22 protein-coding genes are annotated in these 23,537 nt (G+C 64.0%); 7 read left to right on the top strand and 15 right to left on the bottom strand.

What is annotated here, in order from left to right; genetic code table 11:
* Window positions 1-83: 83 nt before the first annotated feature.
* Genes AWB80_RS27250 through AWB80_RS27240 form a run of 3 tightly spaced genes read right to left on the bottom strand, consistent with a single transcriptional unit; the run spans window position 84 to window position 2,952 of the window.
* Window positions 84-593 (bottom strand): ureidoglycolate lyase, encoded by a 510-nt coding sequence (locus AWB80_RS27250; RefSeq protein ID WP_061177778.1) that lies wholly within the window; start codon window positions 591-593, stop codon window positions 84-86.
* A complete protein-coding gene (alc, locus tag AWB80_RS27245) occupies window positions 590-1,600 on the bottom strand; it encodes an allantoicase (protein WP_061177777.1) in 1,011 nt (336 codons plus the stop codon). The genes AWB80_RS27250 and alc overlap by 4 nt, the downstream gene beginning before the upstream one ends.
* Window positions 1,601-1,626: 26 nt before the next feature.
* The gene (locus AWB80_RS27240; protein ID WP_061177776.1) at window positions 1,627-2,952 is read right to left on the bottom strand and encodes a C4-dicarboxylate transporter DctA; all 1,326 of its coding nucleotides are present in this window, start codon (window positions 2,950-2,952) and stop codon (window positions 1,627-1,629) included.
* Between the two features lie 228 nt (window positions 2,953-3,180).
* On the opposite strand from AWB80_RS27240, the gene AWB80_RS27235 reads away from it, so the two are divergent.
* A complete protein-coding gene (locus AWB80_RS27235) occupies window positions 3,181-3,876 on the top strand; it encodes a FadR/GntR family transcriptional regulator (protein ID WP_061177775.1) in 696 nt (231 codons plus the stop codon).
* 114 nt (window positions 3,877-3,990) lie between these two features.
* A complete protein-coding gene (locus AWB80_RS27230; RefSeq protein WP_061177774.1) occupies window positions 3,991-4,380 on the top strand; it encodes a hypothetical protein in 390 nt (129 codons plus the stop codon).
* 69 nt (window positions 4,381-4,449) lie between these two features.
* Here the strand turns inward: AWB80_RS27230 and gap are convergent, their stop codons facing one another.
* Entirely contained in the window at window positions 4,450-5,460 is a 1,011-nt protein-coding gene (gene gap / locus AWB80_RS27225; RefSeq protein WP_061177773.1) for a type I glyceraldehyde-3-phosphate dehydrogenase, read from the bottom strand.
* Window positions 5,461-5,508: 48 nt separating this feature from the next.
* Window positions 5,509-7,560 (bottom strand): transketolase, encoded by a 2,052-nt coding sequence (gene tkt, locus AWB80_RS27220; RefSeq protein ID WP_061177772.1) that lies wholly within the window; start codon window positions 7,558-7,560, stop codon window positions 5,509-5,511.
* A 467-nt stretch (window positions 7,561-8,027) separates the two neighbouring features.
* Here tkt and AWB80_RS27215 point away from each other — a divergent pair, with 467 nt between their 5' ends.
* Complete coding sequence (locus AWB80_RS27215; protein ID WP_061177771.1) at window positions 8,028-8,441, top strand: VOC family protein; 414 nt, start codon at window positions 8,028-8,030, stop codon at window positions 8,439-8,441.
* Window positions 8,442-8,506: 65 nt separating this feature from the next.
* Complete coding sequence (locus tag AWB80_RS27210) at window positions 8,507-9,244, top strand: 16S rRNA (uracil(1498)-N(3))-methyltransferase (protein ID WP_061177770.1); 738 nt, start codon at window positions 8,507-8,509, stop codon at window positions 9,242-9,244.
* Between the two features lie 111 nt (window positions 9,245-9,355).
* Here AWB80_RS27210 and AWB80_RS27205 read toward each other — a convergent pair whose 3' ends face one another.
* The 3 genes from AWB80_RS27205 to AWB80_RS27195 form a co-directional block, all read right to left on the bottom strand.
* Entirely contained in the window at window positions 9,356-9,919 is a 564-nt protein-coding gene (locus tag AWB80_RS27205; protein ID WP_061177769.1) for a barstar family protein, read from the bottom strand.
* 16 nt (window positions 9,920-9,935) lie between these two features.
* A complete protein-coding gene (locus AWB80_RS27200; RefSeq protein ID WP_244206753.1) occupies window positions 9,936-10,418 on the bottom strand; it encodes a ribonuclease in 483 nt (160 codons plus the stop codon).
* A 418-nt stretch (window positions 10,419-10,836) separates the two neighbouring features.
* Window positions 10,837-13,131, bottom strand: a complete 2,295-nt coding sequence (locus tag AWB80_RS27195; protein ID WP_061177768.1) for an NADP-dependent malic enzyme — start codon at window positions 13,129-13,131, stop codon at window positions 10,837-10,839.
* A 253-nt stretch (window positions 13,132-13,384) separates the two neighbouring features.
* Between AWB80_RS27195 and thiL the strand changes: the two genes are divergently transcribed.
* From thiL to AWB80_RS27180, 3 genes are read left to right on the top strand one after another with little or no spacing between them, the layout of a single operon-like run.
* The gene (gene thiL / locus AWB80_RS27190) at window positions 13,385-14,383 is read left to right on the top strand and encodes a thiamine-phosphate kinase (protein ID WP_061177767.1); all 999 of its coding nucleotides are present in this window, start codon (window positions 13,385-13,387) and stop codon (window positions 14,381-14,383) included.
* Entirely contained in the window at window positions 14,373-14,915 is a 543-nt protein-coding gene (locus tag AWB80_RS27185; protein ID WP_208635694.1) for a phosphatidylglycerophosphatase A family protein, read from the top strand. The genes thiL and AWB80_RS27185 overlap by 11 nt, the downstream gene beginning before the upstream one ends.
* A gap of 26 nt (window positions 14,916-14,941) precedes the next feature.
* The gene (locus tag AWB80_RS27180) at window positions 14,942-15,442 is read left to right on the top strand and encodes a CinA family protein (RefSeq protein ID WP_061177766.1); all 501 of its coding nucleotides are present in this window, start codon (window positions 14,942-14,944) and stop codon (window positions 15,440-15,442) included.
* A gap of 15 nt (window positions 15,443-15,457) precedes the next feature.
* On the opposite strand, the gene pyrF is transcribed toward AWB80_RS27180, so the two are convergent.
* The 7 genes from pyrF to AWB80_RS27145 form a co-directional block, all read right to left on the bottom strand.
* On the bottom strand, window positions 15,458-16,270 hold the full coding sequence (gene pyrF / locus AWB80_RS27175; protein WP_061177765.1) for an orotidine-5'-phosphate decarboxylase: 813 nt from the start codon (window positions 16,268-16,270) through the stop codon (window positions 15,458-15,460).
* A gap of 64 nt (window positions 16,271-16,334) precedes the next feature.
* A complete protein-coding gene (locus AWB80_RS27170) occupies window positions 16,335-17,438 on the bottom strand; it encodes an aldose 1-epimerase (RefSeq protein ID WP_061177764.1) in 1,104 nt (367 codons plus the stop codon).
* Between the two features lie 90 nt (window positions 17,439-17,528).
* Window positions 17,529-18,416, bottom strand: coding sequence for an SMP-30/gluconolactonase/LRE family protein (locus tag AWB80_RS27165; protein ID WP_061177763.1), 888 nt, complete (start codon window positions 18,414-18,416; stop codon window positions 17,529-17,531).
* Window positions 18,407-19,192 (bottom strand): SDR family NAD(P)-dependent oxidoreductase, encoded by a 786-nt coding sequence (locus tag AWB80_RS27160; RefSeq protein ID WP_061177762.1) that lies wholly within the window; start codon window positions 19,190-19,192, stop codon window positions 18,407-18,409. Before AWB80_RS27160 ends, AWB80_RS27165 begins: the two co-directional genes overlap by 10 nt.
* A gap of 663 nt (window positions 19,193-19,855) precedes the next feature.
* Entirely contained in the window at window positions 19,856-20,872 is a 1,017-nt protein-coding gene (gene araH, locus AWB80_RS27155; protein WP_061177761.1) for an L-arabinose ABC transporter permease AraH, read from the bottom strand.
* A gap of 18 nt (window positions 20,873-20,890) precedes the next feature.
* A complete protein-coding gene (araG, locus tag AWB80_RS27150; protein WP_061177760.1) occupies window positions 20,891-22,405 on the bottom strand; it encodes an L-arabinose ABC transporter ATP-binding protein AraG in 1,515 nt (504 codons plus the stop codon).
* Window positions 22,406-22,455: 50 nt separating this feature from the next.
* Window positions 22,456-23,463, bottom strand: coding sequence for an arabinose ABC transporter substrate-binding protein (locus AWB80_RS27145; protein ID WP_061177759.1), 1,008 nt, complete (start codon window positions 23,461-23,463; stop codon window positions 22,456-22,458).
* Window positions 23,464-23,537 lie beyond the last annotated feature (74 nt).

Raw genomic sequence — 23,537 nt, 5'->3', positions numbered from 1 at the left:
GCGATGGACGGCGGTTTCGTTTCGCCTGTGCGTTTTGCGATTTGCGTCTGCGATCGATTCGCAGTTGCATTTCGATTAGCGTGTCACGCGGCGTGCACTGCGTGTTCGATCAGCGTGTATCGATCCTGCAAATCGATCTCATCGCAGTTCGGCGCATCGCCGCCGCGATCCACTACGATGAAATCGCCGGCCTTGTCGAGCACGATCAACGGGTGATGCCAAACGCCGCGCGCATAGTTCACGCCTTGCCAGCCGTGCGCGTAAAAGGCGCGCAGCTTCGCCGAGTCGAACTCGCCCGCGGGCGCGACCACGACGAGATAGCGCACGTCCGCGAGCGGCACGAACGCCTGGCTGCCGAGCGGATGACGCTCCATCATCGAGATCACGACCGGCTGCGGGCGCGGCTGGCCGCGAAACACGTTGATGAGCGGCCGTCCGCCGTTTTCGAAACCGACTTCGACATTCGCGAGATCGTGAAAGCGCTCGGTCGTGCCCGCGTTGATCGGAAAATGGCGCGCGCCTTCGAGTTCGATCACGTCGCCGAACGGGACGAAGGCTTCGCGCGTCAGCGGTTCCAGCGTCAGCGTCTTCATTCCAGTTCACCGAAAATGCGCAGCCGCGACACGCCGCCGTCCGGATAGATATTGAAGCGCACGTGCGTCACCGGTCCGAGCGCGGCGATCTCCTTTTCGAAACGATGCACGCTGTCCATCGAGAGTTTCTGCTCGTCAAGCAGCACGGGCCAGAACATCGCCTGCGTGACGAGCGATTCATCCGTGCCGCCTTCCACGCGCGCCGCCTGCAGCGAGCAGCGGTCCGGATAGTTGCCCTTGAAGTGCGCGGTGTCCACTTCGATCGCGCGGATCACGCCGGGATTCGCCAACGCGACGATCGCCCAGTCGTTGCCCGGCTCGCGCCGGCGACGCGTTTCCCAGCCATCGCCCATGTTCACGCCGCGTCCCGGCATCAGCATTTGCGACGCGGGACCGAAATGCTGATTGTTCGCCGCGACGAGATACGCACCGTTTTCGATCGCCGCGAGATCGAGCAGCGTGCCGCGTTCGACGCGCGAAAAGTCCGTCTTCGGCTGGCCATAGACACGCAAGCGCGCGATGCCGCCATCGGGATAGATGTTCACGCGCAGATGCGTGTAAGCGCGCGTATCGCCGATTTCGAGATAGTGATGATGATTGCCCTGCAGCGTCGTCGACGGCACGATCTCGCGCCAGTCGCCGTCTTGCTGCGGATTCGCGCTTTCGCTGTAGCACGCGTCGATCGACGCCGCCGGCGGGAAGTTGCCGGTGAAGTGACTCGTATCGATGTCGATGCCGTGAATCACGCCCGCGCGCGCCAGTTTGACGATGCAGTGATCGTAGCCCGTCGTGCGCTTGCGGCGCGTTTCCCAGCCGTCCATCCACTTGCCGTGTTCGTCGTACTTGCCGGGGATGAACACCGCCGGCTGCGGTTCCAGCATGCGATCTTTCGGCGCGAAGAATTCGTCGGTGGCGAAGAGCGCCTGCGCGCCGAGTCGCGGGTCCGCGAGGTTCATGTAGCGGCGGGCGAAAGCGGGAGCGTCGTCGGGCAGAATCGGATTGGCCATTTCAGTCTTCCTTCGGTTGCAGTGAGTCAGATTGCGTGTGCGTTTTCATGACCGTGCGCGTGCGCGGGTTCCGGCGCGGCGGGCACGAAGCGATATTCGGCGTCCTGGTCGAGCACGCGCTTCGCACGCACCCGGTCGATGTCGTTCTCCCACACCGCGACGACCACCGTCGCCACGCAGTTGCCGATCAGATTGGTGACCGCCCGCGCGATGCCGACGAACCAGTCGACCGGCAGGATCAGCACGAGGCCGAGCACGGGAATCGCGGGAATCGCGGACAGCGTCGCGGCGAGAATCACGATGGCCGAGCCCGGAATGCCGTGCGCGCCCTTCGAGGTCACCAGCGACACGAGCACGACGACGATCAGGTCATGCAGCGACAGCGGCGTGTTGGTCGCCTGCGCGATGAAGATCACGGCAAGCGTGAGGTAGATCGAGAAGCCGTCGAGGTTGAACGAGTAGCCGGTCGGAATCACGAGGCCGACGGTCGAATCCTTCACGCCCATCCATTCGAGCTTGCGCATGATCTGCGGCAGCACGGCATCGGACGACGCGGTGCCGAGCACGATCGACAGTTCTTCGCGCAGGTAGCGCACGAGCTTGAAGATCGAGAAGCCCGCGAGCCGCATTACCACGCCCAGCACGACGAACACGAACAGGAAGCAACTCGCGTAGAAGACCATCACGAGCAGGCCCAGTTGCTTGAGCGACGCGACGCCGTACTGGCCGGTCGTGAACGCGATCGCGCCGAGCACGCCGAGCGGCGCGAGCTTGATGATGAACGCCATGATGCGGAAGAACACGTTCGACAGTTCGTCGATGAACACCGTCACGCGCTGCGCCTTGTCGCCGAGCATCGAGAGCGCCGCGCCGAACAGGATGGCGAACACGAGCACTTGCAGGATGTCGCCCTTCGCGAAGGCATCGATGGCAGTGTCGGGGATGATCTTCAGCAGGAAGCCCGCCGTGTCCTTCAGGCTCTTCGCGTGCTCCGTGTAAGTGGAGAGCGACGCCGCGTTGAGCGTATGCAGATCGATGTTCATGCCGACGCCCGGGCGCGTGACCCACGCCAGAATCGCGCCGATGACCAACGCGAGCGTCGTCATGATCTCGAAGTAGATCACAGCCTTCAGCCCGACGCGCCCGACCTTCTTCAGATCGCCCGCGCTCGCCATGCCGCTCACGACGACGCAAAACACGATCGGCCCGATCACCATTTTGATCAGCTTCAGAAAGCCATCGCCCAAAGGCCGCAGCGACTGGCCGAATTGCGGAAATAGCGCGCCCACCACGATGCCGATGACCAGCGCGATCATCACCCTGCCGAACAGCGAATTCAGAAATCTCGACACGACCGTCTCCTCGTGTAATGTCTCAGGACCTGAGCAACTGTTCCGACTGGTCGGACCAGTGCTGTGATGTGGAATATTAGAAAGCCGATATAACCCAGTCAAGGACGCATTCGTAGCGGTATACCCTGTTCGGTTCGGGCACGAAAATGCGCACGGCACGGTCGCTCACACGCGCGCGCGGCACGCGCATACAATGGCGGTCAGACCGGCCAATACTGTTTTCTTCCTATGAAAAATGTCCCGCACACCGTGACCGACGCCGCGATCGCGACCATTCGCGAACGTATCGAATCGAGCGTGTATCCGGTCGGGAGTCTGCTGCCGGCGCAGCGGCAACTATCGGAGGAACTGGAGATCAGCCGGGCGTCGCTGCGCGAGGCGCTCTCGACACTCGAAGCGCTCGGCATGCTGCTTATCCGTCCCGGCAAGGGCGTGTACGTCAGCAACGCGCAGGCGAGCAACGCGCATCCGTGGCGTTTCGCGGATCAGGCTTCGTTGCCGGATACCTATCAGATGCGGTTCGCGCTGGAGGGATTCGTTGCGCGGCTCGCGGCGCATTCGATCGGCGATTCCGACATCGACTGGCTCGACGACAATCTCGGTTCGCTGCACGCTGCGCTGACGGAATCGGCGCTGGAGGAAGCCGCGCAACTGGATTTCGCGTTCCACATGCGTATCGTGAGTCTCGCGGGCAACGCGGCGATCGAATCGATCCTGCGCGGCAGCGCCGACATCATGAAGGAAAGCCAGCGCCTGCCGTTCTATCGGCGCGAGCTGGTGTTGTCGACGTATCACGAGCACGCGGGAATCATCGAGGCGCTGAAGGCGCGTGACGGAGAAAAGGCCGGCATGGCGATCGAGCGGCATATCGTCAACGCGGCGCAGCGCGCCGGTGTGCATTTTCCGCTGCCTGACAAAGCGTGAGCGCATGCGGCACTTCTTTTGATGTCGGCAGTCTCAGCAAGGGCCGTGCGTGATGGAGGTTTCTATCCGCTTGCGCTGCCCTGCAATTGGCGAACATCAAGAGGAGCAGCGTCGATGGACATGCAACAACTCGTTTCGGAATTTCTGTCTTCGGATCATGGCGCGCAAGCCACACAAGCGCTGACCGATCAGGGCTTCAGCCCCGAAGATAGCCAGCAGATGCTCAGTACCGCCGCGCAGACCGCGCACGCGCACGCCGAAGAACAAAGCCAGGGCTTGCTGGGCGATCATCCCGGCAAGAGCTTTTTCGCAGCGTTCGCCGCCGGGCTCGTGCGAGGCGACGGCTTTCTGAAATCGATGGAGGAAGGTGGCGAAGGCGTTCTCACGGGACGCATCGCCGAATCGATCGCCGCGCGCATGGGCATGGACCCCGGCACGGCAGCCACGGTCGCGGCGGCGGCGACACCTTACGTCGTATCGTTTCTGCGCGAGAAGCTCGCGTAACGCAGACTAAAGGCTGCAAAAAACAAAGCCGCTCCGAAGAGCGGCTTTGTCATTTCGGCAAGCCGAAACTTACTTGGCGTTGGCGAGCGCAACCGCCGTATCCAGCATGCGGTTCGAGAAGCCCCACTCGTTGTCGTACCAGCTCGACACCTTCACGAGACGGCCCGACACCTTCGTGAGCGTCGAATCGAACGTCGACGAAGCCGGGTTGTGGTTGTAGTCGATCGAAACCAGCGGCGCGTCGTTGTAGCCGAGCACGCCCTTCAGCGCGCCTTCCGACGCTTCCTTCATGATCTTGTTGACTTCCTCGACCGTCGTGTCGCGCGCGGCGATGAACGACAGATCGACCACCGACACGTTGATCGTCGGCACGCGGATCGCGTAGCCATCCAGCTTGCCGTTCAGTTCCGGCAGCACGAGGCCGACCGCGGAAGCCGCGCCCGTCTTCGTCGGGATCTGGCTGTGCGTGGCCGAGCGCGCGCGGCGCAGATCTTCGTGATACACGTCGGTCAGAACCTGATCGTTCGTGTAGGCGTGGATCGTGGTCATCAGACCGTTCACCAGACCGATCTTGTCGTTCAGCGGCTTGACGAGCGGCGCGAGGCAGTTCGTCGTGCACGATGCGTTCGAGATGACCGTGTCCGAAGCCTTCAGCACGTTATGGTTCACGCCGTACACGACGGTCGCGTCCACGTCCTTGCCGCCCGGCGCCGAGATGATGACCTTCTTCGCGCCGCCCTTGATGTGCGCGCTGGCCTTTTCCTTGGTCGTGAAAAAGCCCGTGCACTCCAGCACCACGTCGACCTTCAGCTCGCCCCACGGCAGTTCGGCCGGGTTGCGGTTCGCCAGCACGCGGATCTTGTCGCCGTTGACGACGAGGTAATCGCCGTCCACCGACACTTCGCCCGGGAACTTGCCGTGCGCGGTGTCGTATTGCGTCAGATGCGCGTTCGTCTTGGCATCGCCCAGATCGTTGATGGCGACGATCTCGATATCGTGCTTCTTGCCGTTCTCATAGAGGGCGCGCAGCGTGTTGCGGCCGATCCGGCCGTAGCCGTTGATTGCAACGCGAATCGTCATGGTCTATCTCCTTGGCTCAAAAAAACCTTGCTTCGCTGACGTCAATGCTTACGCGGCGAGAACGGACTTCGCCGTCCCGACGACGTTCTCCACCGTGAAGCCGAAATGCTTGAACAGCGCGCCCGCCGGGGCCGACTCGCCGAACGTGTCGATGCCGACCACGCCGCCTTCGAGGCCCACGTACTTGCGCCAGAAATCCGTCACGCCCGCCTCGATCGCCACGCGCGCCACGCCCTTGGGCAGCACGCGCTCGCGGTATTCGGCATCCTGCTTGTCGAACACGTTCGAGCAGGGCATCGACACGACGCGCGCGCCGATGCCTTCCTTCGCCAGCGCCTCGACCGCTTCCATCGCGAGCTGCACTTCCGAGCCGGTCGCGATGAGGATGATCTTGCGCGCGGGAATGTCGTCGTTCCAGTCGCGCAGCACGTAGCCGCCCTTCGCGATATTGGCGATCTGAATGTCGTTGCGCGGCGAGAATTGCAGGTTCTGGCGGCTGAAGATCAGCGTCGACGGACCGTTGTGCGCGATCGCATGCGTCCACGCGACGGCCGTTTCGACCGTATCGGCCGGACGCCACGTCTGCAGATTCGGGATCAGGCGCAGGCTGGACACGTGCTCGATCGACTGGTGCGTCGGGCCGTCTTCACCGAGGCCGATGGAATCGTGCGTGAACACGAAGATCGAGCGCGACTTCATCAGCGCGGCGACGCGCAGCGCGTTGCGGCTGTAGTCCGAGAACGTCAGGAACGTGCCGCCGAACGGACGATAGCCGCCGTGCAGCGCGAGGCCGTTGATGGCCGCGCTCATGCCGAACTCGCGCACGCCGTAGTTGATGTGATTGCCCCACTGGATGCCCGCGTGATCCGGATTCGCGTTCTCCGCGTCGCCAGCAGCACGAACGGCCTTTGACGCCTTCCAGTTGGTCAGGTTAGAACCAGTCAGGTCAGCCGAGCCGCCGAGCAGTTCCGGCAGCGCCGCAGCCAGACCTTCGATCGTGTTCTGCGATGCCTTGCGCGTCGCGACCGTTTCGGCTTTCTGGTTCGCGTCCTCGATGATCTTCGCGGCAGCTTCGGCCCAGTTCGCGGGCAGTTCGCCGGTCATGCGGCGCGCGAATTCCGCGCCTTCGCCGGCGTACTTCGCCTTGTAGGCGTCGAATGCCTTGTTCCACTCGGTTTCAGCGTGCGCGCCCTGTTCCTTCGCGTCCCACGCTGCGTAGACTTCCTGCGGAATTTCGAACGGACCGTAATTCCAGCCGATGGCCGCGCGCGTCGCCGCGATTTCCTTGTCGCCGAGCGGCGCGCCGTGCGCGTCGTGACCGCCCGCCTTGGTCGGCGCGCCCTTGCCGATGACCGTGCGGCAGCAGATCAAAGTCGGCTTGTCCGATTTCTTCGCCTGCGCGATGGCCGCATCGACCGCATCGACGTTGTGACCGTCCACCGCGCGAATCACGTTCCAGCCGTACGCTTCGAAGCGCTTCGGCGTGTCGTCGTGGAACCAGTGCTCGACGTGACCGTCGATCGAGATGCCGTTGTCGTCGTACAGCGCGATCAGCTTGTTCAGCTTCAGCGTGCCCGCGAGCGAGCTGGCTTCGTGCGAGATGCCTTCCATCAGACAGCCGTCGCCGAGGAACACGTACGTGTGGTGATCGACGATCTTCGCGTCAGTCTTGTTGAACTCGGCGGCAAGCAGCGCTTCGGCCAGCGCCATGCCGACCGCATTGCCGATGCCCTGGCCGAGCGGGCCCGTGGTCGTCTCGACGCCGGCCGTCATGCCGTATTCCGGATGGCCCGGCGTCTTCGAATGCAACTGGCGGAAATTCTTCAGTTCGGCGAGCGGCAGGTCGTAGCCGGTGAGATGCAGGAGCGAATACAGCAGCATCGAACCATGACCGTTCGACAATACGAAACGGTCGCGATCGAACCAGTGCGGGTTCGTCGGGTTGTGCTTCAGATGGCGCGACCACAGCGCGACGCCGATTTCGGCCATGCCCATCGGCATGCCGGGGTGACCGGAATTGGCTTGTTGAACGGCGTCCATGGCAAGCGCGCGGATCGCGTTGGCCATGAGGGCGGACTGGCTGGAGGTCGGGATCGTCATGTCGAGTCTGGGGCAGGTCCTGAAATGATCCACGGTGCTTCTCTTGCAGTACTTCTCACCCGAGCCGGACCCGCGGGACACAACGTTTTCAGGACCGGAACGACGAGAAACGACGAGGATCGGGAGGCCGTCATTCTAACAGACCGGTCCGATTGACACGCGCCGCGAGCATGCCGAAGCGGGTGCGGCCAGGCGTCCCGGGGCGCGGGCATGTTCCGTGCAAACGAGCGTCGGCGATCTGCGGGAACTGCGTTGCGCCGCGCGCGTCGCAAGCGTGACAGCCGCTGTCACGACTTCGTGACAACGCGTCACATTACACGGTAACGGGCATCATCGACGGACGTTCATCCGGCGAAATCCGACCGGTGCGCCGCTCGACGTGCAAAATCCTTGCCGGTCCATTGTTCGTACGGCTTCATGGCAAAATGACTGTCAATGCAGCAGCAAGGCTTCAAGGAGTGCTTTCGATGACCGACCCTCGCCCCGCCGACGTGCCCTGGCTGATCCCGTACCTCACTGTGCGCGATGCGCGCGTGAGCATCGCGTTCTATGAAAAGGCGCTCGGCTTCGCGGTACGCGACAGCGTGAACGACGACGGCTCGATCATTCACGTCGAGATGGCGTATCGCGGGCAATTGATCGTGATGTTCGCGCCCGAAGGCGCATACGGTTCGCAGGCGCGCACGCCGAAAAGCGCGGGGCAGATGGCGCCGCAGTCGTTCTATCTGTATGTCGACGACGTCGACGCGACCTTTCAGCAGGCGCTCGCGGTCGGCGCAAAGGCGCTGATCGAGCCGCAGGACCAGTTCTGGGGCGACCGTTTCGCGCAGATCGAAGACCCGGACGGCTATCGCTGGGCCATCGCGCGGCATCTGGGTTAAACGCGCTCGCATCGCCGTCAGGCATCACTACTATCCGCGGATCGAATGTCCGCGATCGACCATCCATGCCACGTTTTCACGTCGACGGCCCGCTTCGCGTGGGCCAGACTCTTCCCCTTCCCGATGACGTCGTGCGTCACGTCCATGTCTTGCGCCTGCAGACCGGCGACGCGATCACGCTCTTCGATGGCGCCGGCGGCGAATATCGCGGCGAACTGGTCGATATCGCCAAACGCGCGGCGACCGCGCGCCTCGACGAACACAGCGATCGCGAGGCCGAGCCGCCTTATCGCGTGACGCTCGCGCAAGGCGTGGCGGGCGGCGACAAGATGGACTGGCTCATCGAGAAGGCGGTGGAACTCGGCGTCGCGGCCATCGCGCCGATCACCGCCGAGCGCGGCGTCGTGCGTCTCGCCGGCGAGCGCGCATTGCGACGTCAGGCGCATTGGCAGGCGCTCACGCGCGCGGCCTGCGAACAGTGCGGCCGCAACCGCGTGCCGGATGTCGCCCCGCCGCGCGATCTCGACGCCTGGCTCGCCGATCTGCCCGCCGCCACCGATGGCGAACTGCGCCTGCTGCTCTCGCCGCGCGCGGAAGTCAGCTTCACGTCCCTGCCCGCCGATCCGCCGCGCGCCCCGGTCACGTTGCTGATCGGCCCCGAAGCGGGCTTCTCGCCCGGTGAAGAAAGCGCGATCGTCGATGCGGGCTTTGCCACGCTCGGCCTCGGCCCGCGCGTGTTGCGCACCGAGACGGCCGGCATCGCGGTGCTCGCCGCGCTGGCCGCGCGCTGGGGCGGCTGGTGAATCTCCGGCGTCGACACGCAAACGAAAACAGCCCGATGAACGCGCCTTTCGGCGACACCCATCGGGCTGCTGCAACCACCTGACCGCCGCGAGCGCGCCGGCCGAGCGGACTCAGACGAACGAGTAAAACACGCGGAAAGCCACTTTCCGCTCGGCCCAGAATTCCGCGGCATCGCGGAAGACGTCGAGCAGCACTTCGCGCCCTTCCTTGTCGAATTTCTGCGCGATCGGCAACTGCTCCAGCACGATCACGAAACCCGGCTGCGAGCCCGCCTTGTGAACGAGATCGGTGAGTGAATCGTAGAGCGCGTCGTAGTTCTTGCCGAAATGCTTGGGGAAGATGAACGAGGTGGCGATGGTCTCGAGCACTTCCTGCTTGCTCTGGGCCTGACCGAGATAGGCGTAGAGAAAATGCTGGCCGAGGCGGTTCGCTTCGTCCGCCAGATCCTGCACGCGGAACGCGCGGATCGACTGCACGATATTCGGCCGCACGGTGGCGAACAGCGCTTCCGGATCCTCTTGCGAATGGAACTCCTCAGGCCTGGTCTCGTCGTCGGGTCTGTTGTCGTGTTCTGTCATGCGTAGCCGCAATACTCGCTGGAACAGGTTGCCATCGCCGGTGGCGAAAAGATCACCCGCGACGCTGTGGTCGTGCGCGTAGATGTTGTCGCTCATGCCGTTAATCCCGTAGTTAATCCGCAATGCGTTTGAAACTCGCGTAGTGGTCGTCCGTGTAGTAGCAATCGCCGATCTGCTTCTTCGCGCCGCCGCAAACGATCCGGCGCGCGCCGCGATCCCGCGCGCGCGGCGTGGGAACGGTGTACTCGTGGTAGTAGCCGCGTGCATGCCGCGGCAGCAGACGCTCGCGATTGCCGAACACGACGCCGTCCTTCTCGTAAGGGAAAGGGCCGCCCGCTTCGATCAGCCGCAAGGTCGCGACCGCCTGCCTGGGCAACTGCGCGATGTGGACGGTGGCGAACCCGTCACGCTCCTGCCCGTCGGTCGCGTCAAGCTGCCGTGACTGTGCTTGCCGGACCGGTTCCACTGGCGCGACCGGCGCCGGACTCGCCGACGCAACCGGTTCCTGAACGCCACTGCGAGGTTCGTCCTTGCCGCATGCCCCCAACAGGACGCTCAGGACGATGACGGAACACAGAACCCGCGCGCGTATCACCAAACGGTTGTCCTCGCGATACACCAGAATTCGACGACCATGAAAGATGTAAGGGTATCGCTAATGACAGGGCGAAGCAACGTCAGGCCGAAAATCGGAAATTTTTTCTCAGTTTGATCGCGTCATGCAATTCCGGGCACGCTCCGTCGGCCATATTTAGCCCAAATCTGAGAGATTTTTATCTCATGCGAGATAATAATTCGACGCGTGGGATCTTGAAGCCTTTGGACGAGCCGCCTCACTCGTCGCCAGCTTCACGGCAACGCGCTCCGCCGACGATCCCGCATTTCGCGGGTAAAAGCAGACACCCCTCTTGCTTTTTCTCGGGCGTGCCGTGGAAACGCGGCACGCTTTTTTTTTGCGCAATAGAAAACGCGGCGGGAGCGCCGCCGCGTTTCATGTCAAACCGAAGCCGCGCTTAGCGCGTAGCCGTCGCGTCCGCCACCAGCAACGCCGTCATGTTGACGATCCGCCGCACCGTCGCCGACGACGTCAGCACGTGCACCGGCTTGGCCGCGCCGAGCAGGATCGGCCCGATCGCGATGCCGCTTCCCGCCGCCGTCTTCAGCAGGTTGTACGAGATGTTCGCCGCGTCGATGTTCGGCAGGATTAGCAGATTCGCATCGCCTTCGAGCGTCGATTCCGGCAGCACTTCCTTACGCAGGCGCGAATCCAGCGCGACGTCGCCGTGCATTTCGCCATCCACGTCCAGATCGGGCGCGCGCTCCTTCAGGATCGCGAGCACGTCGCGCATCTTCTGCGCGCTCGGCGCGTTGCTCGTGCCGAAGTTCGAATGCGACAGCAGCGCGATCTTCGGCACGATGCCGAAGCGCTTCACTTCTTCCGCCGCGAGGATGGTGATTTCGGCAAGTTGCTCGGGCGTCGGATCGACGTTCACGTGCGTATCGACGATGAAAATCTGCCGACCCGGCAGCACGAGCGCGTTCATCGCCGCGTAGACCTTCGCGCCTTCCTTCTTGCCGATCACCTGATCGATGAAGTGCAGATGGCGATGCGTCGTGCTCACCGTGCCGCAGATCATGCCGTCGGCTTCGCCCTTCTGCACGAGCATCGCGCCGATGAGCGTCGTGCGGCGGCGCATTTCGAGCTTCGCCATCTGCTCGCTGATGCCCTTGCGCGCCATCATCTTCGCGTAGGTCTGCCAGAAATCGCGGTAACGCTCGTCGTGATCCGTATCGACGACGGAGAAGTCGGCGCCCTCCGCAAGGCGCAGGCCGAACTTCTGGATGCGCTGCGCGATGACCGCCGGACGGCCGATGAGAATCGGCTTCGCGATCTTTTCATCGACGGCGATCTGCACCGCGCGCAGCACGCGCTCTTCCTCGCCCTCCGCGAACACGATGCGCTTCTTCTCCGGCTCGACGCTGCGCGCGAGCTGGAACACGGGCTTCATCGTCGTGCCGCTGTGATAGACGAACTGCTGCAGATGCTGCTCGTAGGCTTCCATGTCCTCGATCGGACGCGTCGCGACGCCGGAATCCATCGCGGCTTTCGCCACCGCCGGCGCGATCTTCACGATCAGACGCGGATCGAACGGCTTCGGAATCAGATATTCCGGACCGAAGGACAAGTCCTGAATGCCGTAAGCCGTGGCGACGATATCGCTCTGCTCCTGACGCGCCAGTTCCGCAATCGCGTTCACCGCCGCGATTTCCATTTCCTTCGTGATGACGGTCGCGCCCACATCCAGCGCGCCGCGGAAGATGAACGGGAAGCACAGAACGTTGTTGACCTGGTTCGGATAGTCCGTGCGGCCGGTGGCGAGCACCGCGTCCGGGCGCACTTCGAGCGCGAGTTCCGGCAGGATTTCCGGCGTCGGATTGGCGAGCGCGAGAATCAGCGGCTTCGCAGCCATCTGCTTGACCATGTCCTGCTTGAGCACGCCGCCCGCCGACAGACCGAGGAACACGTCCGCGCCTTCCATCACTTCAGCGAGCGTGCGCGCGCTGGTTTCGCGGGCGAACAGTTCCTTGTCCGGGTCCATGAGCTCGGTGCGGCCTTTGTAGACCACGCCGGCGAGATCGGTCACGTAGATGTTCTCGCGCTTCATGCCGAGATCGACGAGCAGGTTCAGGCAGGCCAGCGCCGCCGCACCCGCGCCCGACGCGACCAGCTTCACTTCGCCGATGCTCTTGCCGACGACCTTCAGACCATTGGTGATGGCCGCCGCGACGACGATCGCCGTGCCGTGCTGGTCATCGTGGAAGACGGGAATCTTCATGCGCTTGCGGCACTCGCGCTCGACGATGAAGCAGTCCGGCGCCTTGATGTCTTCCAGATTGATGCCGCCGAAAGTCGGCTCCAGCGCGGCGATCACGTCGACGAGCTTGTGCGGATCGTTTTCGTTCAGCTCGATATCGAACACGTCGATGCCGGCGAACTTCTTGAACAGCACCGCCTTGCCTTCCATCACCGGTTTCGACGCGAGCGGCCCGATGTTGCCGAGTCCCAGCACGGCCGTGCCGTTCGACACGACGCCCACGAGATTGCTGCGCGCGGTGAAGCGCGCGGCGTTCAGCGGATCTTCCACGATCGCTTCACACGCGAACGCGACGCCCGGCGAATAGGCGAGCGCGAGGTCGCGCTGGTTGATCATCTGCTTCGTGGGCGCGATCGCGATCTTTCCCGGAACCGGGAATTCGTGATAATCGAGCGCGGCTTCGCGCAACTTCGTATTGGCGTCAGTCGTCATAGGGCGGGCTAGCAGAGCGGGAATTAGAATAGAAGTTCGAACGCATTGTAGCGCCAATCAGGGGCGGTTTCGGGCCGCGCTCCATGCATTTCGGCTACAAGTGCCGTGACCGGAAACGGTCTGATCGCTCCGTGGAGCAAGGCTCGCGGCGCTTCGTTCGATTTTTTCGAGACACGGGACGGATGCTTTCGGGGTTCTTGCGCGTCCCGCGTCGTTCTCTTGCAGCGCACAAAAAACCACTTCATCGCCGACGATGCTCTCCGAGTTTTCTCTGATCGACCGCTTCTTTGCACGCCGCGCGACCGCGCCTTCGCCACGTCATGACGACGAAGCCGCGAGGCCGCTCGGCATCGGCGACGACTGCGCGCTGATCGCGCCGCCCGCCGGCCATCAGCTCGCCATTTCGACGGACATGCTGGTCGAAGGCCGCCACTTCTTTCCCGATGTCGATCCTTACGCGCTCGGGCACAAGGCGCTCGCCGTGAATCTGTCGGATCTCGCCGCGATGGGCGCGAAGCCGCACGCGTTCACGCTCGCGCTCGCGCTGCCGCGCGCCGATGAAGCGTGGCTCGAAGCCTTCAGCAATGGCCTCTTCGCGCTCGCCGACCGGCACGACTGCGCGCTCGTCGGCGGCGACACCACGAGCGGTCCGCTCAACCTCTGCATCACCGTGTTCGGCGACGTGCCGCACGGCGCGGCCCTGCGCCGCGACGCCGCGCGGCCTGGCGACGACATCTGGGTGTCCGGCACGCTGGGCGATGCGCGCGCGGGACTCGGCGCGCTGCGCGGCCAATGGCGCGCGCCCGACGAGGCCACCGCCGCAAACTGGCGGCGCGCGCTGGAGCGGCCCGAGCCGCGCGTTGCGCTGGGTCTCGCCCTGCGCGGCGTCGCGCACGCGGCGCTCGATATTTCCGACGGCCTCGCGGGCGATCTCATGCACATCCTGAAACGCTCGGGCGTGCGCGCCGTCGTCGATGCCGATGCCGTGCCATGCTCGGACGCCGTGCGCGCGCTGCCCGAGGCCGCGCGCCGCCAATGTGCGCTCGCCGGCGGCGATGACTACGAACTCTGCTTCACCGCGCCGCCCGCCGCGCGCGCGGCGCTCGGAAATATCGCGACGAGCGTGAAAGTGCCGCTGACCCGCATCGGTACAATCGAATCATCCGGTGTGCCGGGTATTGCCTGGCGCGATGCCGCCGGCGCGCCGCTCTCCCTGACGTTGCAAGGCTTCGATCATTTTCATGCAGACTGACCCGACCCTCGCGGGCGATCCGAACGATTCACGCAATGCGCCGCGCGCGCCGCGCAAGGCGAGCGCGCGCTTCATGCTCACGCATCCGCTCCATATTCTTTCGCTCGGCTGCGGCAGCGGGTTGTCCCCCGTCGCGCCGGGAACGGTCGGGACGCTGTTCGCGTGGCTGACGTTCATCGTCTTCAACCCGCATATGACGGTCGCGGCTTGGGGCGCGCTGATCGTCGCCGGCTTTATCGCCGGATGCTGGTTCACTGGCTTCACCGCCAAGAAAATGGGCGTCGCGGACCCGTCGCCGGTCGTGTGGGATGAGATCGTGGCGTTCTGGCTCGTGCTGCTGCTCGTTACGCCCGCAACGTTTACCGGACAGTTGTGGGCGTTCATCGTGTTCCGTTTCTTCGACATGGTGAAGCCGCCGCCCATCCGCTATTTCGACCGCCATTTGAAAGGCGGCTTCGGCATCATGTTCGATGATCTCGTCGCGGCGTTCTTCACGCTGCTCGTGATCGCGCTCTGGCGCATGACCGTCTGACTTTCCTATCCATCGAGAACACCGCCATGCCAACCGACACCGTCGTTCACCAACTTGCGATTCGCGTCGGCAACAAGCTGCGCGACGAACGGCTGATGCTCGCGACCGCCGAGTCGTGCACGGGCGGCATGGTCGCGACCGCCATCACGGATATTTCGGGCAGCAGCGCGTGGTTCGAGCGCGGCTTCGTCACCTATTCGAATCTCGCGAAGATCGAGATGATCGGCGTGCCGGCGGCGCTGATCGAGCAGCACGGCGCGGTGAGCGAACCCGTCGCGAAAGCGATGGCCGAAGGCGCGCTGCGCAACAGCCGCGCGCAGGTCTCGGTGGCGATCACGGGCGTCGCGGGCCCGGCGGGCGGAAGCGACGCGAAGCCGGTCGGCACGGTGTCGTTCGCGTGGAGCAACCGGCTTCATACCGGCGTCGAAACGCAATTGTTCAAGGGCGACCGCGAGCAGGTGCGCGCGCAGGCGGCGGCGCATGCGCTGCGCAAGCTGCTGGAGTTTCTGGATCAGCGCGAACGGTGAGTTCGCGCCTTCATATCACCGATACTGATTGATCGTATCGCGCGTCTTCTTCGCCGCTTCGGCGGCGGCTTGCGCGTAGTCGTCGCCCTTGCTCGCGTAGATGATCGCGCGCGACGAGTTGATCAGCATGCCCGTGCCGTTCGGGGTGCGGCCCGCGCGCACGGTCGCTTCGACATCGCCGCCTTGCGCGCCGATGCCGGGAATCAGCAACGGCATATCGCCGACGATGCCCCGCACGGTTTCGATTTCCTTCGGGAACGTCGCGCCGACGACCAGTCCGAGCTGGCCGCTCGCGTTCCACTTTTCGGCGGCGAGCGTCGCGACGACCTGATACAGCGGCTTGCCGTCGGTCGTGAGGAATTGCAGATCGGAGCCGCCCGCGTTCGACGTGCGGCACAGCACGATCACGCCCCGGCCTTCATGCGCCAGATACGGCTCGATCGAATCGAAACCCATGTACGGATTGACCGTCACGGCATCCGCCCGATAGCGCTCGAACGCTTCCTTTGCGTACTGCTCGGCCGTGCTGCCGATGTCGCCGCGCTTTGCATCGAGAATCACCGGAATGCCGGCGTGTTTTTCATGGATGTGCGCGATCAGCGCTTCGAGCTGGTCTTCGGCGCGATGCGCCGCGAAATACGCGATCTGCGGCTTGAACGACGATGCGTACGGCGCGGTCGCGTCGACGATGGTCTTGCAGAATTCGAAGATCGCATCGGCGCGGCCGTTGAGCGCGGCGGGAAATTTCGCGGGCTCAGGGTCGAGGCCGACGCACAGAAGCGATTGCGTGCGCGACCACGCGGCGTTGAGAGACTGGATGAAGGACATGGCGGGATTCGTTGAACGTCGATGCCACGCATTTTAACGTGCGTGGCATCGCGTCTCCCGGACATCAGCGCGATGCGCTTCTCGCCCGCGCTTTCGCTCCCGCGCGCGTGCGCGGCCGTGCGCGCCGCGCCGCTTCCCCGGTGCGTTCGACCGTGAATCGAAACTCCCGCGAGAGCCGCTCGCCCGGCGCGAGCACGGTCATGCCGTGCGCTTCCCCGCCGCCGGGCAGATTCACTGCGTTGACCGGATGATCGACTGGCTCGAAGCAAAAGAAGCTCTCGCCGGGCGGCGCGTACAGCACGTAATAGTCGGTATCGGCGGCGATCGTCAGCGACAGACGCCGCTTCGGCCACAGCACGCTCGTGCGGCCGCTCCATCCCGTGAACGCGTTGTTCACCATCTCGGAGGGCATCGGATACGCGACGCCGAACTGCCACGCCGGCGGCGTCGGCACATGCCGCACCGGCAGCCAGTCGTCGCCGCACAGCCACACGCCGCCCGCCGCCGCCGACAACTCCGTGTCCGCCTCGCGCATCAGAAACGGATGCAGCCCGAGGCCGAACGGCAGCGCTTCGTCGCCGGTGTTCTCGACATCGAGAGTGACGACGAGCGTGGCTTCGTCGAGCGCGTAAGTCTGCGCGGCGCGAAACGAATACGGCTTGCCGTCGCTGCGATCGAGCGTGAGCCGCGCGCGCCCCGCTTCCTCCGCTTCGACCTGCCACGCGCCGAGCCAGCCGTCGCCGTGGAGCGGCAGCGGTTCGCCGGCGCGATTGCACGGCACGTCGATGGAGCGTCCGGAGAACTGAAAGCGCCCGTCGCCGATGCGGTTCGAATACGGCAGAAGCGGATAGCACGCGAGCTGATTCGGATCGGTATCCGGACCGGGTTCGGCGCAGGGCCGGAAGATCGGCACCAGCGTGCCTTCGTGACGCCAGTCGAAACGCGTGATGCCGCCGCCGAGCGACGGCGCGAGTTCGAGCCGCAGATGCGCGTTGGCGAGAGTGATGCAGCCTTCGGCGTGCGATCCGCCGATCGCGACGACCGCCGTGCCCGGGCCGGGACGGATGGGCGGCTCGGCCGCGGCGGCCAGCCTGGAACGGCGGACGTTCGCTTGCGCCGTGGACGTCGATGCAGGATTCGGTCTTTGCTCTGTGCGCGCAACAGCCATGACTCGTGCTCCATCGAGAGGCGAAAAACCCGGCGCCGCCGGGGCAGGTCGGGCGGCGCGTCGTTGCGCGCCGTCTCGGTGTTCTCTTCGTTACGCCTTGCCCGCGAATACCGCTTCGGCGATGCCGCGTGCGCCGGGCGTCGCGACGAACACGCCGCCGGCGTGCGCATCGCTTTCGAGCGCTTTATCGTCGAGGCCGATGCGCGCGCTCGTCACATACAGCGTGCCGAAATCCGCGCCGCCGAACGCGGCGCAACTCGGCTGCGCGCTCGGCACGTCGATGCGCGCCGTCTCGCGGCCATCGCGCCCATAACGCACGACCCGCGCGCCGCCCCACTGCGCGTTCCACAAGCCGCCTTCGGCATCGACGATGGAACCGTCGGGCACGCCGGTCGCGTCGGTCAGCTCGACGAACACGCGGTCATTTGAAAACGTCGGGTAATCGCAGACGCGGATCTGGCGCGTCGGCGAGTCACAGTAATACATCGTCGCGCCGTCGGGGGAAAAACCGATGCTGTTCGAGATCGCGCAATCTCCGAGCGGCAGCCGTTCGAGCGACAGATCCCGGTTCAGCCGATAAAACCCGCCGATCGCCTGCGCGTCCTCGACATCGTGCTTCGTGCCGAAGACGAAGCGCCCTTCGCGATCGCAGCGGCCGTCGTTCAGACGCGTCGGCAGATCGGCTTCGACTTCCATGAGGGTCTCGATTTTCCCTGTCGCGATCTCGTAGAACGCGAGCCGCGATGCGAGGCCGAGCAGCAGGAAGCGCGCATCCGCGCACGGCGTGAAGCATCCGAGCCGCTCGGGCATGGCGAACGATTCGCTCGCGCCGTCGCGCGGATCGTAGCGCCACAGCGTGTTGCCTTCGATGTCGGTCCACCAGAAGCGGCCGCTCGCGGCGCACCACGTCGCGCCTTCGCCGAGCGAGCATCGGCTGTCGATGAGCAGTTGCGCGCGAGTCGAGTTCATCAGGCCCATCCTCCGTCGACGATGATGTCTTGCGCGGTCAGCATGCTGCTGTCGTCCGAGGCGAGAAAGAGCGCCGCGCGGGCGAGATGCGCGGGCAGCAGTTCCGCGTCGATGCACTGGCCTTGCTTGATCGCTTCGCGGCCGGCGTCGTCGAGCCAGAGGCGCTTCTGCTTTTCGGTCATGACCCAGCCGGGTACGAGCGTGTTCACGCGGATGCCGAACTTGCCGAGATCGCGCGCGAGGCCGCGCGTCATGCCTTGTACGGCCGATTTCGCCGTTACGTAGACGGGGAAGTTGCCTTGCTTGAGCATCCAGCTGATCGAGCCCAGATTGATGATCGAGCCGCCGCCAGATTGCTTCATGTCTTCGATCACCGCCTGAGCCGCGAAGAACTGATGGCGGACGTTGACCGCGATGCCCGCGTCGTAGGATTCGGGCGTGACGTCCTCGATCTTGTGGCGCTTGTCGTTGGCGGCGTTGTTCACGAGCACGGTGATCGGGCCGAACGCCGTTCGCACGTCCGCGATGCCTTTGCGCAAGGCGTCGATGTCGGTGAGGTCGATGTTCAGGAACATCGGGCGTGTGTGGGTCGGCTGCAAGGCCGCGCCGAGGCGGTCGGCGAGGGATTCGCCCGCGTCGGTGTCGATGTCGAAGAAGGCGACTTTCGCGCCCTGGTCGAAGAAGTGCTCGACGAAGGCCTCGCCGATGCCGGTCGCGCCGCCGGTTATCAGGACGGTTTTGCCTTGCAGGCTGGGGTATTGGGCGAGTTTGCTTTCGATTGCCATGTCTCTTTGTCTCTTTTGCGGAATCCTGAACTCGTGTCGGTCTATTAGCGTTGCCCCTGTGCGGGGCGGCAGTCACTTTCTTTGCTGCTGCAAAGAAAGTAACCAAAGAAAGCAGCTTTCCCCATCCGGAACGCCTCACACCGGCCGCGGCACAGGCGATCGTCTTTGGCACAGCAGTAGCGAGTGCCCTCAAAGGCCACACCGGGCTTGGACCGCGCACGGTCTGCCATATCGCACCGCAAAACAAACTGGTTCAGCACCAAATAGCTCCGGCCCGCTTCGCGGCCGATGGGTACATCGGCGATGCTTGTGCTTCTGCGTTTCTCTTTGCTCGTCGGTTTCCCTTGCATACCCCACGGCGGCGCGTAGCGCTGTGCCGGAACTCTTTCGTGCTGAACCAGTGCCCTTGGCTTACTAGCTCGTCAGACCGTGCGCGGTCCATGCCCGGTATGGCCTTTGAGGGCACTCGCTACTGCTGGACCAAATACTATCGCCTGTGCCGCGGCCGGCTTGAAGCGTTCCGGATGGGGAAAGCTGCTTTCTTTGCCTACTTTCTTTGCAGCAGCAAAGAAAGTAGGTGCCGCCCCGCACAGGGGCAACGCCAATAGACCAACACGAAATCAGGATTCCACGAAGGCCCCAAGCGCACCAACCCAAACCCCATCAATCCCGCGATCCGCGATTCTTCAACTGATCCAGCAACACGGCTGCAAGCAAAATCGCTCCCCGCACAAGATACTGATAGAACGCATCGATATTCAGCAGATTCATGACGTTCTCGACGGTGCCCATAATCAGCACCCCGATCACGACGCCAGAAATCGTCGCCCGCCCGCCGAGCAGCGAAACCCCACCCAGCACGCAAGCCGAAATCACGTTCAGCTCAAAACCCTGAGCCGCATTCGGCTGCCCCGACGTAATCCGCGAAGCGAGAATGACACCCGCCAGCGCGGTAACAGCGCCCTGAATCAAGAAGATCCACACCCGCGTGCGCTCGACATTGATCCCCGCGAGCCGCGAAGCCTCGGGATTGCCGCCGATCGCCAATGTATTGCGTCCATACACAGTCTGGTTGAGCAATACGCCAAAAACGATGAAGCACGCAAGCGTCACCCAGATAGGCAGGGAAATCCCGAGCATCGACAGACTGCCGAGCGCGATGAACGTATCCGACGACACCCCCACCGCCTGCCCGTGCGACACGATGAACCCCAGTCCGCGCACGATCTCCATCGTCGCGAGCGTGGTGATCAGCGCGTTGATGCGCAGATAGGCGATCACCGCGCCGTTCACGAAGCCGATCACCGCGCCCGCCGCCACGGCCGCGACAATCGCAATCGCGGTGTTGTCGGTCGCGTTGAGCACCATCGCGCACAGCACGCCGGCGAACGCGATCGTCGAGCCGACCGACAGGTCGAAATCGCGCGACGCGAGACAGAACATCATCGTGCAGGCGACCATGCCGATCTGCGAGATCGACAGCGCCAGACCGAGCATGTTCTCGATCGAAAAGAAGTGATCCACGGTCAGCGACATCGTCAGGAACATCACGATGAAGATCACGATCAGGCTGTACTCCGTGATCTGCTGCCACCACTTCTGTTTATCGTTCTTCTGCGGGATCAGCGCATTCGCGACGGTTTCCGTCGCCTGCCCCACGATGTTTTCTCTTGCTTCCATGATTCGCTCCTCTTTTCCTTACGCCGCTTCGGCGACGCTATCGCTCTGCGGCAGCGCGAGACTCAGCACCGCCTGTTCGTTCGCCTTCTCGCGCGGCAGTTCGCCCGCGATCCGCCCTTGCCGCATCACGATGATCCGGTCGGACACGCCGAGCACTTCCGGCAACTCCGACGAAATCATCACGATCGCGCAGCCGCGCTCGGCAAGCTGATAGATGACGTTATAGATCTCATGCTTCGCGCCGACGTCGATGCCGCGCGTCGGCTCGTCGAGAATCACCACCTTCAGATCCGGCTCCGCGAGCCAGCGCGACAGAATCGCCTTCTGCTGATTGCCGCCCGACAGAAAACGGATGCGCTGCTTGCGGCTCGGCGTCTTGATCTTCAGAAGCTGGATGAAGCGCTCGGCCGTCTGCGCTTCCTTCTTGCGATCGAGAAAGAGACCGGCGCGCAAATAATGACGGCGGCACGAGATGTTGATGTTCTCCGCGACCGTCGCGATCGCGACGATGCCCTCTTCCTTGCGATCCTCCGGACACAGCACGATGCCGTGACGAATCGCCTCGCCCGTGCTGCGTACCTTGATCGGCTGGCCGTCGAGCGTGATCGTGCCTTCCTTCTTCTTGTCCGCGCCGTAGACGAGATGCATCAGCTCGCTGCGGCCCGCGCCCACCAGCCCGAAAAATCCGACGATTTCACCGCGCTTCACTTCGAAGTTCGCGGGCGCGCTCAATGCGTCGCCCTGCACGTTCGCAACAGAGAAGCGCACATCGCCGAGCGGCCGCGCCCGATAGTTGTAGATGTCGCTGATTTCGCGGCCGACCATTTCCTGCACGAGCGTGTCGCGCCGAACGTCCGCGAGCGACAGATGCGACGCGATCTTGCGGCCGTCGCGGAAGATCGTGCAGGCATCGCAGAGTTCGTAGATCTCGTCCATGCGATGCGAGATGTAGATCAGTGCGCGGTTGTCCGCCTTCAGGTCGCGCACGAGCTTGAACAGCACTTCCGTCTCGCGGTGCGAGAGCGAACTCGTCGGCTCGTCGAGCGCGATCACGCGGGCGTTGCGCAAGAGCGCCTTGCAGATTTCGACCATCTGCCGCTGCGCAATGGACAGCCTGCGCAGCTTCGCGTTCGGATCGAGATCGACGCCCATCGCCGTAAGCCGTTCGCGCACGTGCGCCTTCGCCGCGCGCTTGTTCACCCAGCCGAGCCGGTTCGGCAGCGCGCCGAGCAGCAGGTTCTCGGATACGGTCAGGTCCGGCACGTACTGCAATTCCTGATGAATCACCGCGATGCCCGACGCGATCGAAGCCGCCGCGCTCGCGAAATGCACTTCGTTGTCGTCGATGAGCACGCGCCCCGAATCGGGCTGATACTCGCCGCCGAGAATCTTGAGCAAGGTCGATTTACCCGCGCCGTTCTCGCCCATCAGACCGTGAACTTCGCCGGCGTTGACGTCGAACGACACGCCGTCGAGCGCGCGCACGCCTGGAAACACCTTGCCGATATTGTCAAAACGCAGCGTCGCTGACACATCGCCTCCTGAATTCGCGCGGGCCGTACTTTCATACGGCCCGCAAAGCTTTAGTTCGATGCCAGGCCCATCTGCTGACGCACCGAGGCCACGTTCTCACGCGTGGCGAGCATGCCGGTCGTGAGCGTGAGCGGCGGCGGCGCCTTGCCGTCCTTGATCCACGCGTACATCAGCTCGGAGGTCTCTTCGCCGTGACGCTTCGGGCTGATGATCACGGTGCCGTAGAAGCCCGTCGGGTTCGGCTTCTTGAACTCGTTGAGTGCCGAGTCCGAACCGCCGATGCCGATGCCGATCATGTTGTCCGCCTTGAAGCCGCGCCCTTCCGCCGCGCGCACCGCGCCGAGCACGCCCTCGTCGTTGAGCGCGTAAGCGACCCAGTGCTTGAACTGCGGGTTCTTCGTGAGCGCGATGTTCGCGGCGTTGAACGCGTTCTCGGTGTCGGTCTTCGCTTGCGGCGCCATGATGATGTTCGCCTTCGGGAAACCGGCCGCGACGAGCGCATCGGTCGCGCCGGCGGTGCGGTCATGCGCGGTCGGCAACTGTTCGTAGGTCACGTCGATCGCGCCGACGTCCTTCATGTCCCAGCCGCGCTTCTTGATCTCGGCCGCGATGCCATCGCCCACCTGCTTGCCGATGTTGTAGGCCGAGATGCCCATGTGCGGCACGGACTCGATCGGCTTGCCGGAGCCATCGACCAGCCGGTCATCGACCGTCATGATCTTGAGCTTGTCGGCCTTCGCCTTAGCGACGATGCCCGGCCCGAGCTTCACGTCCGGCGTGCAGATGATGAAGCCCTGCGCCTTCTGCGCGGCGAGATTGTCGATCGCGCTCATCACCTTTTCACCCGACGGCGCGCCGATTTTCACGAGCGTGAAGCCTTTCTCTTTCGCGGCCATTTCGGCGAACTTCCATTCGTCCTGGAACCACGGCTCTTCGGGCTGCTTCACGAGGAAGCCGATCTTGACCTCGTCGGCGGCCTGCGCGACGGGTGCGGCGATCATGGTCGCACTCGTTGCCGTGGCGGCGGCGATCAGCGTGAGGAACAGTCTGCGTTTCATTTTTTGTCTCCCGACTTTTTCCGATGTCGAAAAAAATGCCCGCGCACGGGCGCTACGAAGGTGTGTGGCCGTGT

It is taken from the genome of Caballeronia pedi (assembly GCF_001544915.2).
Taxonomy (GTDB): Bacteria; Pseudomonadota; Gammaproteobacteria; order Burkholderiales; family Burkholderiaceae; genus Caballeronia; species Caballeronia pedi.
Note: the sequence above shows the minus strand (reverse complement) of the source record. Positions and strands in the feature narration are given on the sequence as shown.

Coding starts and splice junctions, on each gene's coding strand:
- AWB80_RS27250 (WP_061177778.1), bottom strand. CDS start 593: ATGAAGACGCTGACGCTGGAACCGCTGACGCGCGAAGCCTTCGTCCCG.
- alc (WP_061177777.1), bottom strand. CDS start 1,600: ATGGCCAATCCGATTCTGCCCGACGACGCTCCCGCTTTCGCCCGCCGC.
- AWB80_RS27235 (WP_061177775.1), top strand. CDS start 3,181: ATGAAAAATGTCCCGCACACCGTGACCGACGCCGCGATCGCGACCATT.
- AWB80_RS27230 (WP_061177774.1), top strand. CDS start 3,991: ATGGACATGCAACAACTCGTTTCGGAATTTCTGTCTTCGGATCATGGC.
- gap (WP_061177773.1), bottom strand. CDS start 5,460: ATGACGATTCGCGTTGCAATCAACGGCTACGGCCGGATCGGCCGCAAC.
- tkt (WP_061177772.1), bottom strand. CDS start 7,560: ATGACGATCCCGACCTCCAGCCAGTCCGCCCTCATGGCCAACGCGATC.
- AWB80_RS27215 (WP_061177771.1), top strand. CDS start 8,028: ATGACCGACCCTCGCCCCGCCGACGTGCCCTGGCTGATCCCGTACCTC.
- AWB80_RS27210 (WP_061177770.1), top strand. CDS start 8,507: ATGCCACGTTTTCACGTCGACGGCCCGCTTCGCGTGGGCCAGACTCTT.
- AWB80_RS27205 (WP_061177769.1), bottom strand. CDS start 9,919: ATGAGCGACAACATCTACGCGCACGACCACAGCGTCGCGGGTGATCTT.
- AWB80_RS27195 (WP_061177768.1), bottom strand. CDS start 13,131: ATGACGACTGACGCCAATACGAAGTTGCGCGAAGCCGCGCTCGATTAT.
- thiL (WP_061177767.1), top strand. CDS start 13,385: ATGCTCTCCGAGTTTTCTCTGATCGACCGCTTCTTTGCACGCCGCGCG.
- AWB80_RS27185 (WP_208635694.1), top strand. CDS start 14,373: ATGCAGACTGACCCGACCCTCGCGGGCGATCCGAACGATTCACGCAAT.
- AWB80_RS27180 (WP_061177766.1), top strand. CDS start 14,942: ATGCCAACCGACACCGTCGTTCACCAACTTGCGATTCGCGTCGGCAAC.
- pyrF (WP_061177765.1), bottom strand. CDS start 16,270: ATGTCCTTCATCCAGTCTCTCAACGCCGCGTGGTCGCGCACGCAATCG.
- AWB80_RS27170 (WP_061177764.1), bottom strand. CDS start 17,438: ATGGCTGTTGCGCGCACAGAGCAAAGACCGAATCCTGCATCGACGTCC.
- AWB80_RS27165 (WP_061177763.1), bottom strand. CDS start 18,416: ATGGGCCTGATGAACTCGACTCGCGCGCAACTGCTCATCGACAGCCGA.
- AWB80_RS27160 (WP_061177762.1), bottom strand. CDS start 19,192: ATGGCAATCGAAAGCAAACTCGCCCAATACCCCAGCCTGCAAGGCAAA.
- araH (WP_061177761.1), bottom strand. CDS start 20,872: ATGGAAGCAAGAGAAAACATCGTGGGGCAGGCGACGGAAACCGTCGCG.
- AWB80_RS27145 (WP_061177759.1), bottom strand. CDS start 23,463: ATGAAACGCAGACTGTTCCTCACGCTGATCGCCGCCGCCACGGCAACG.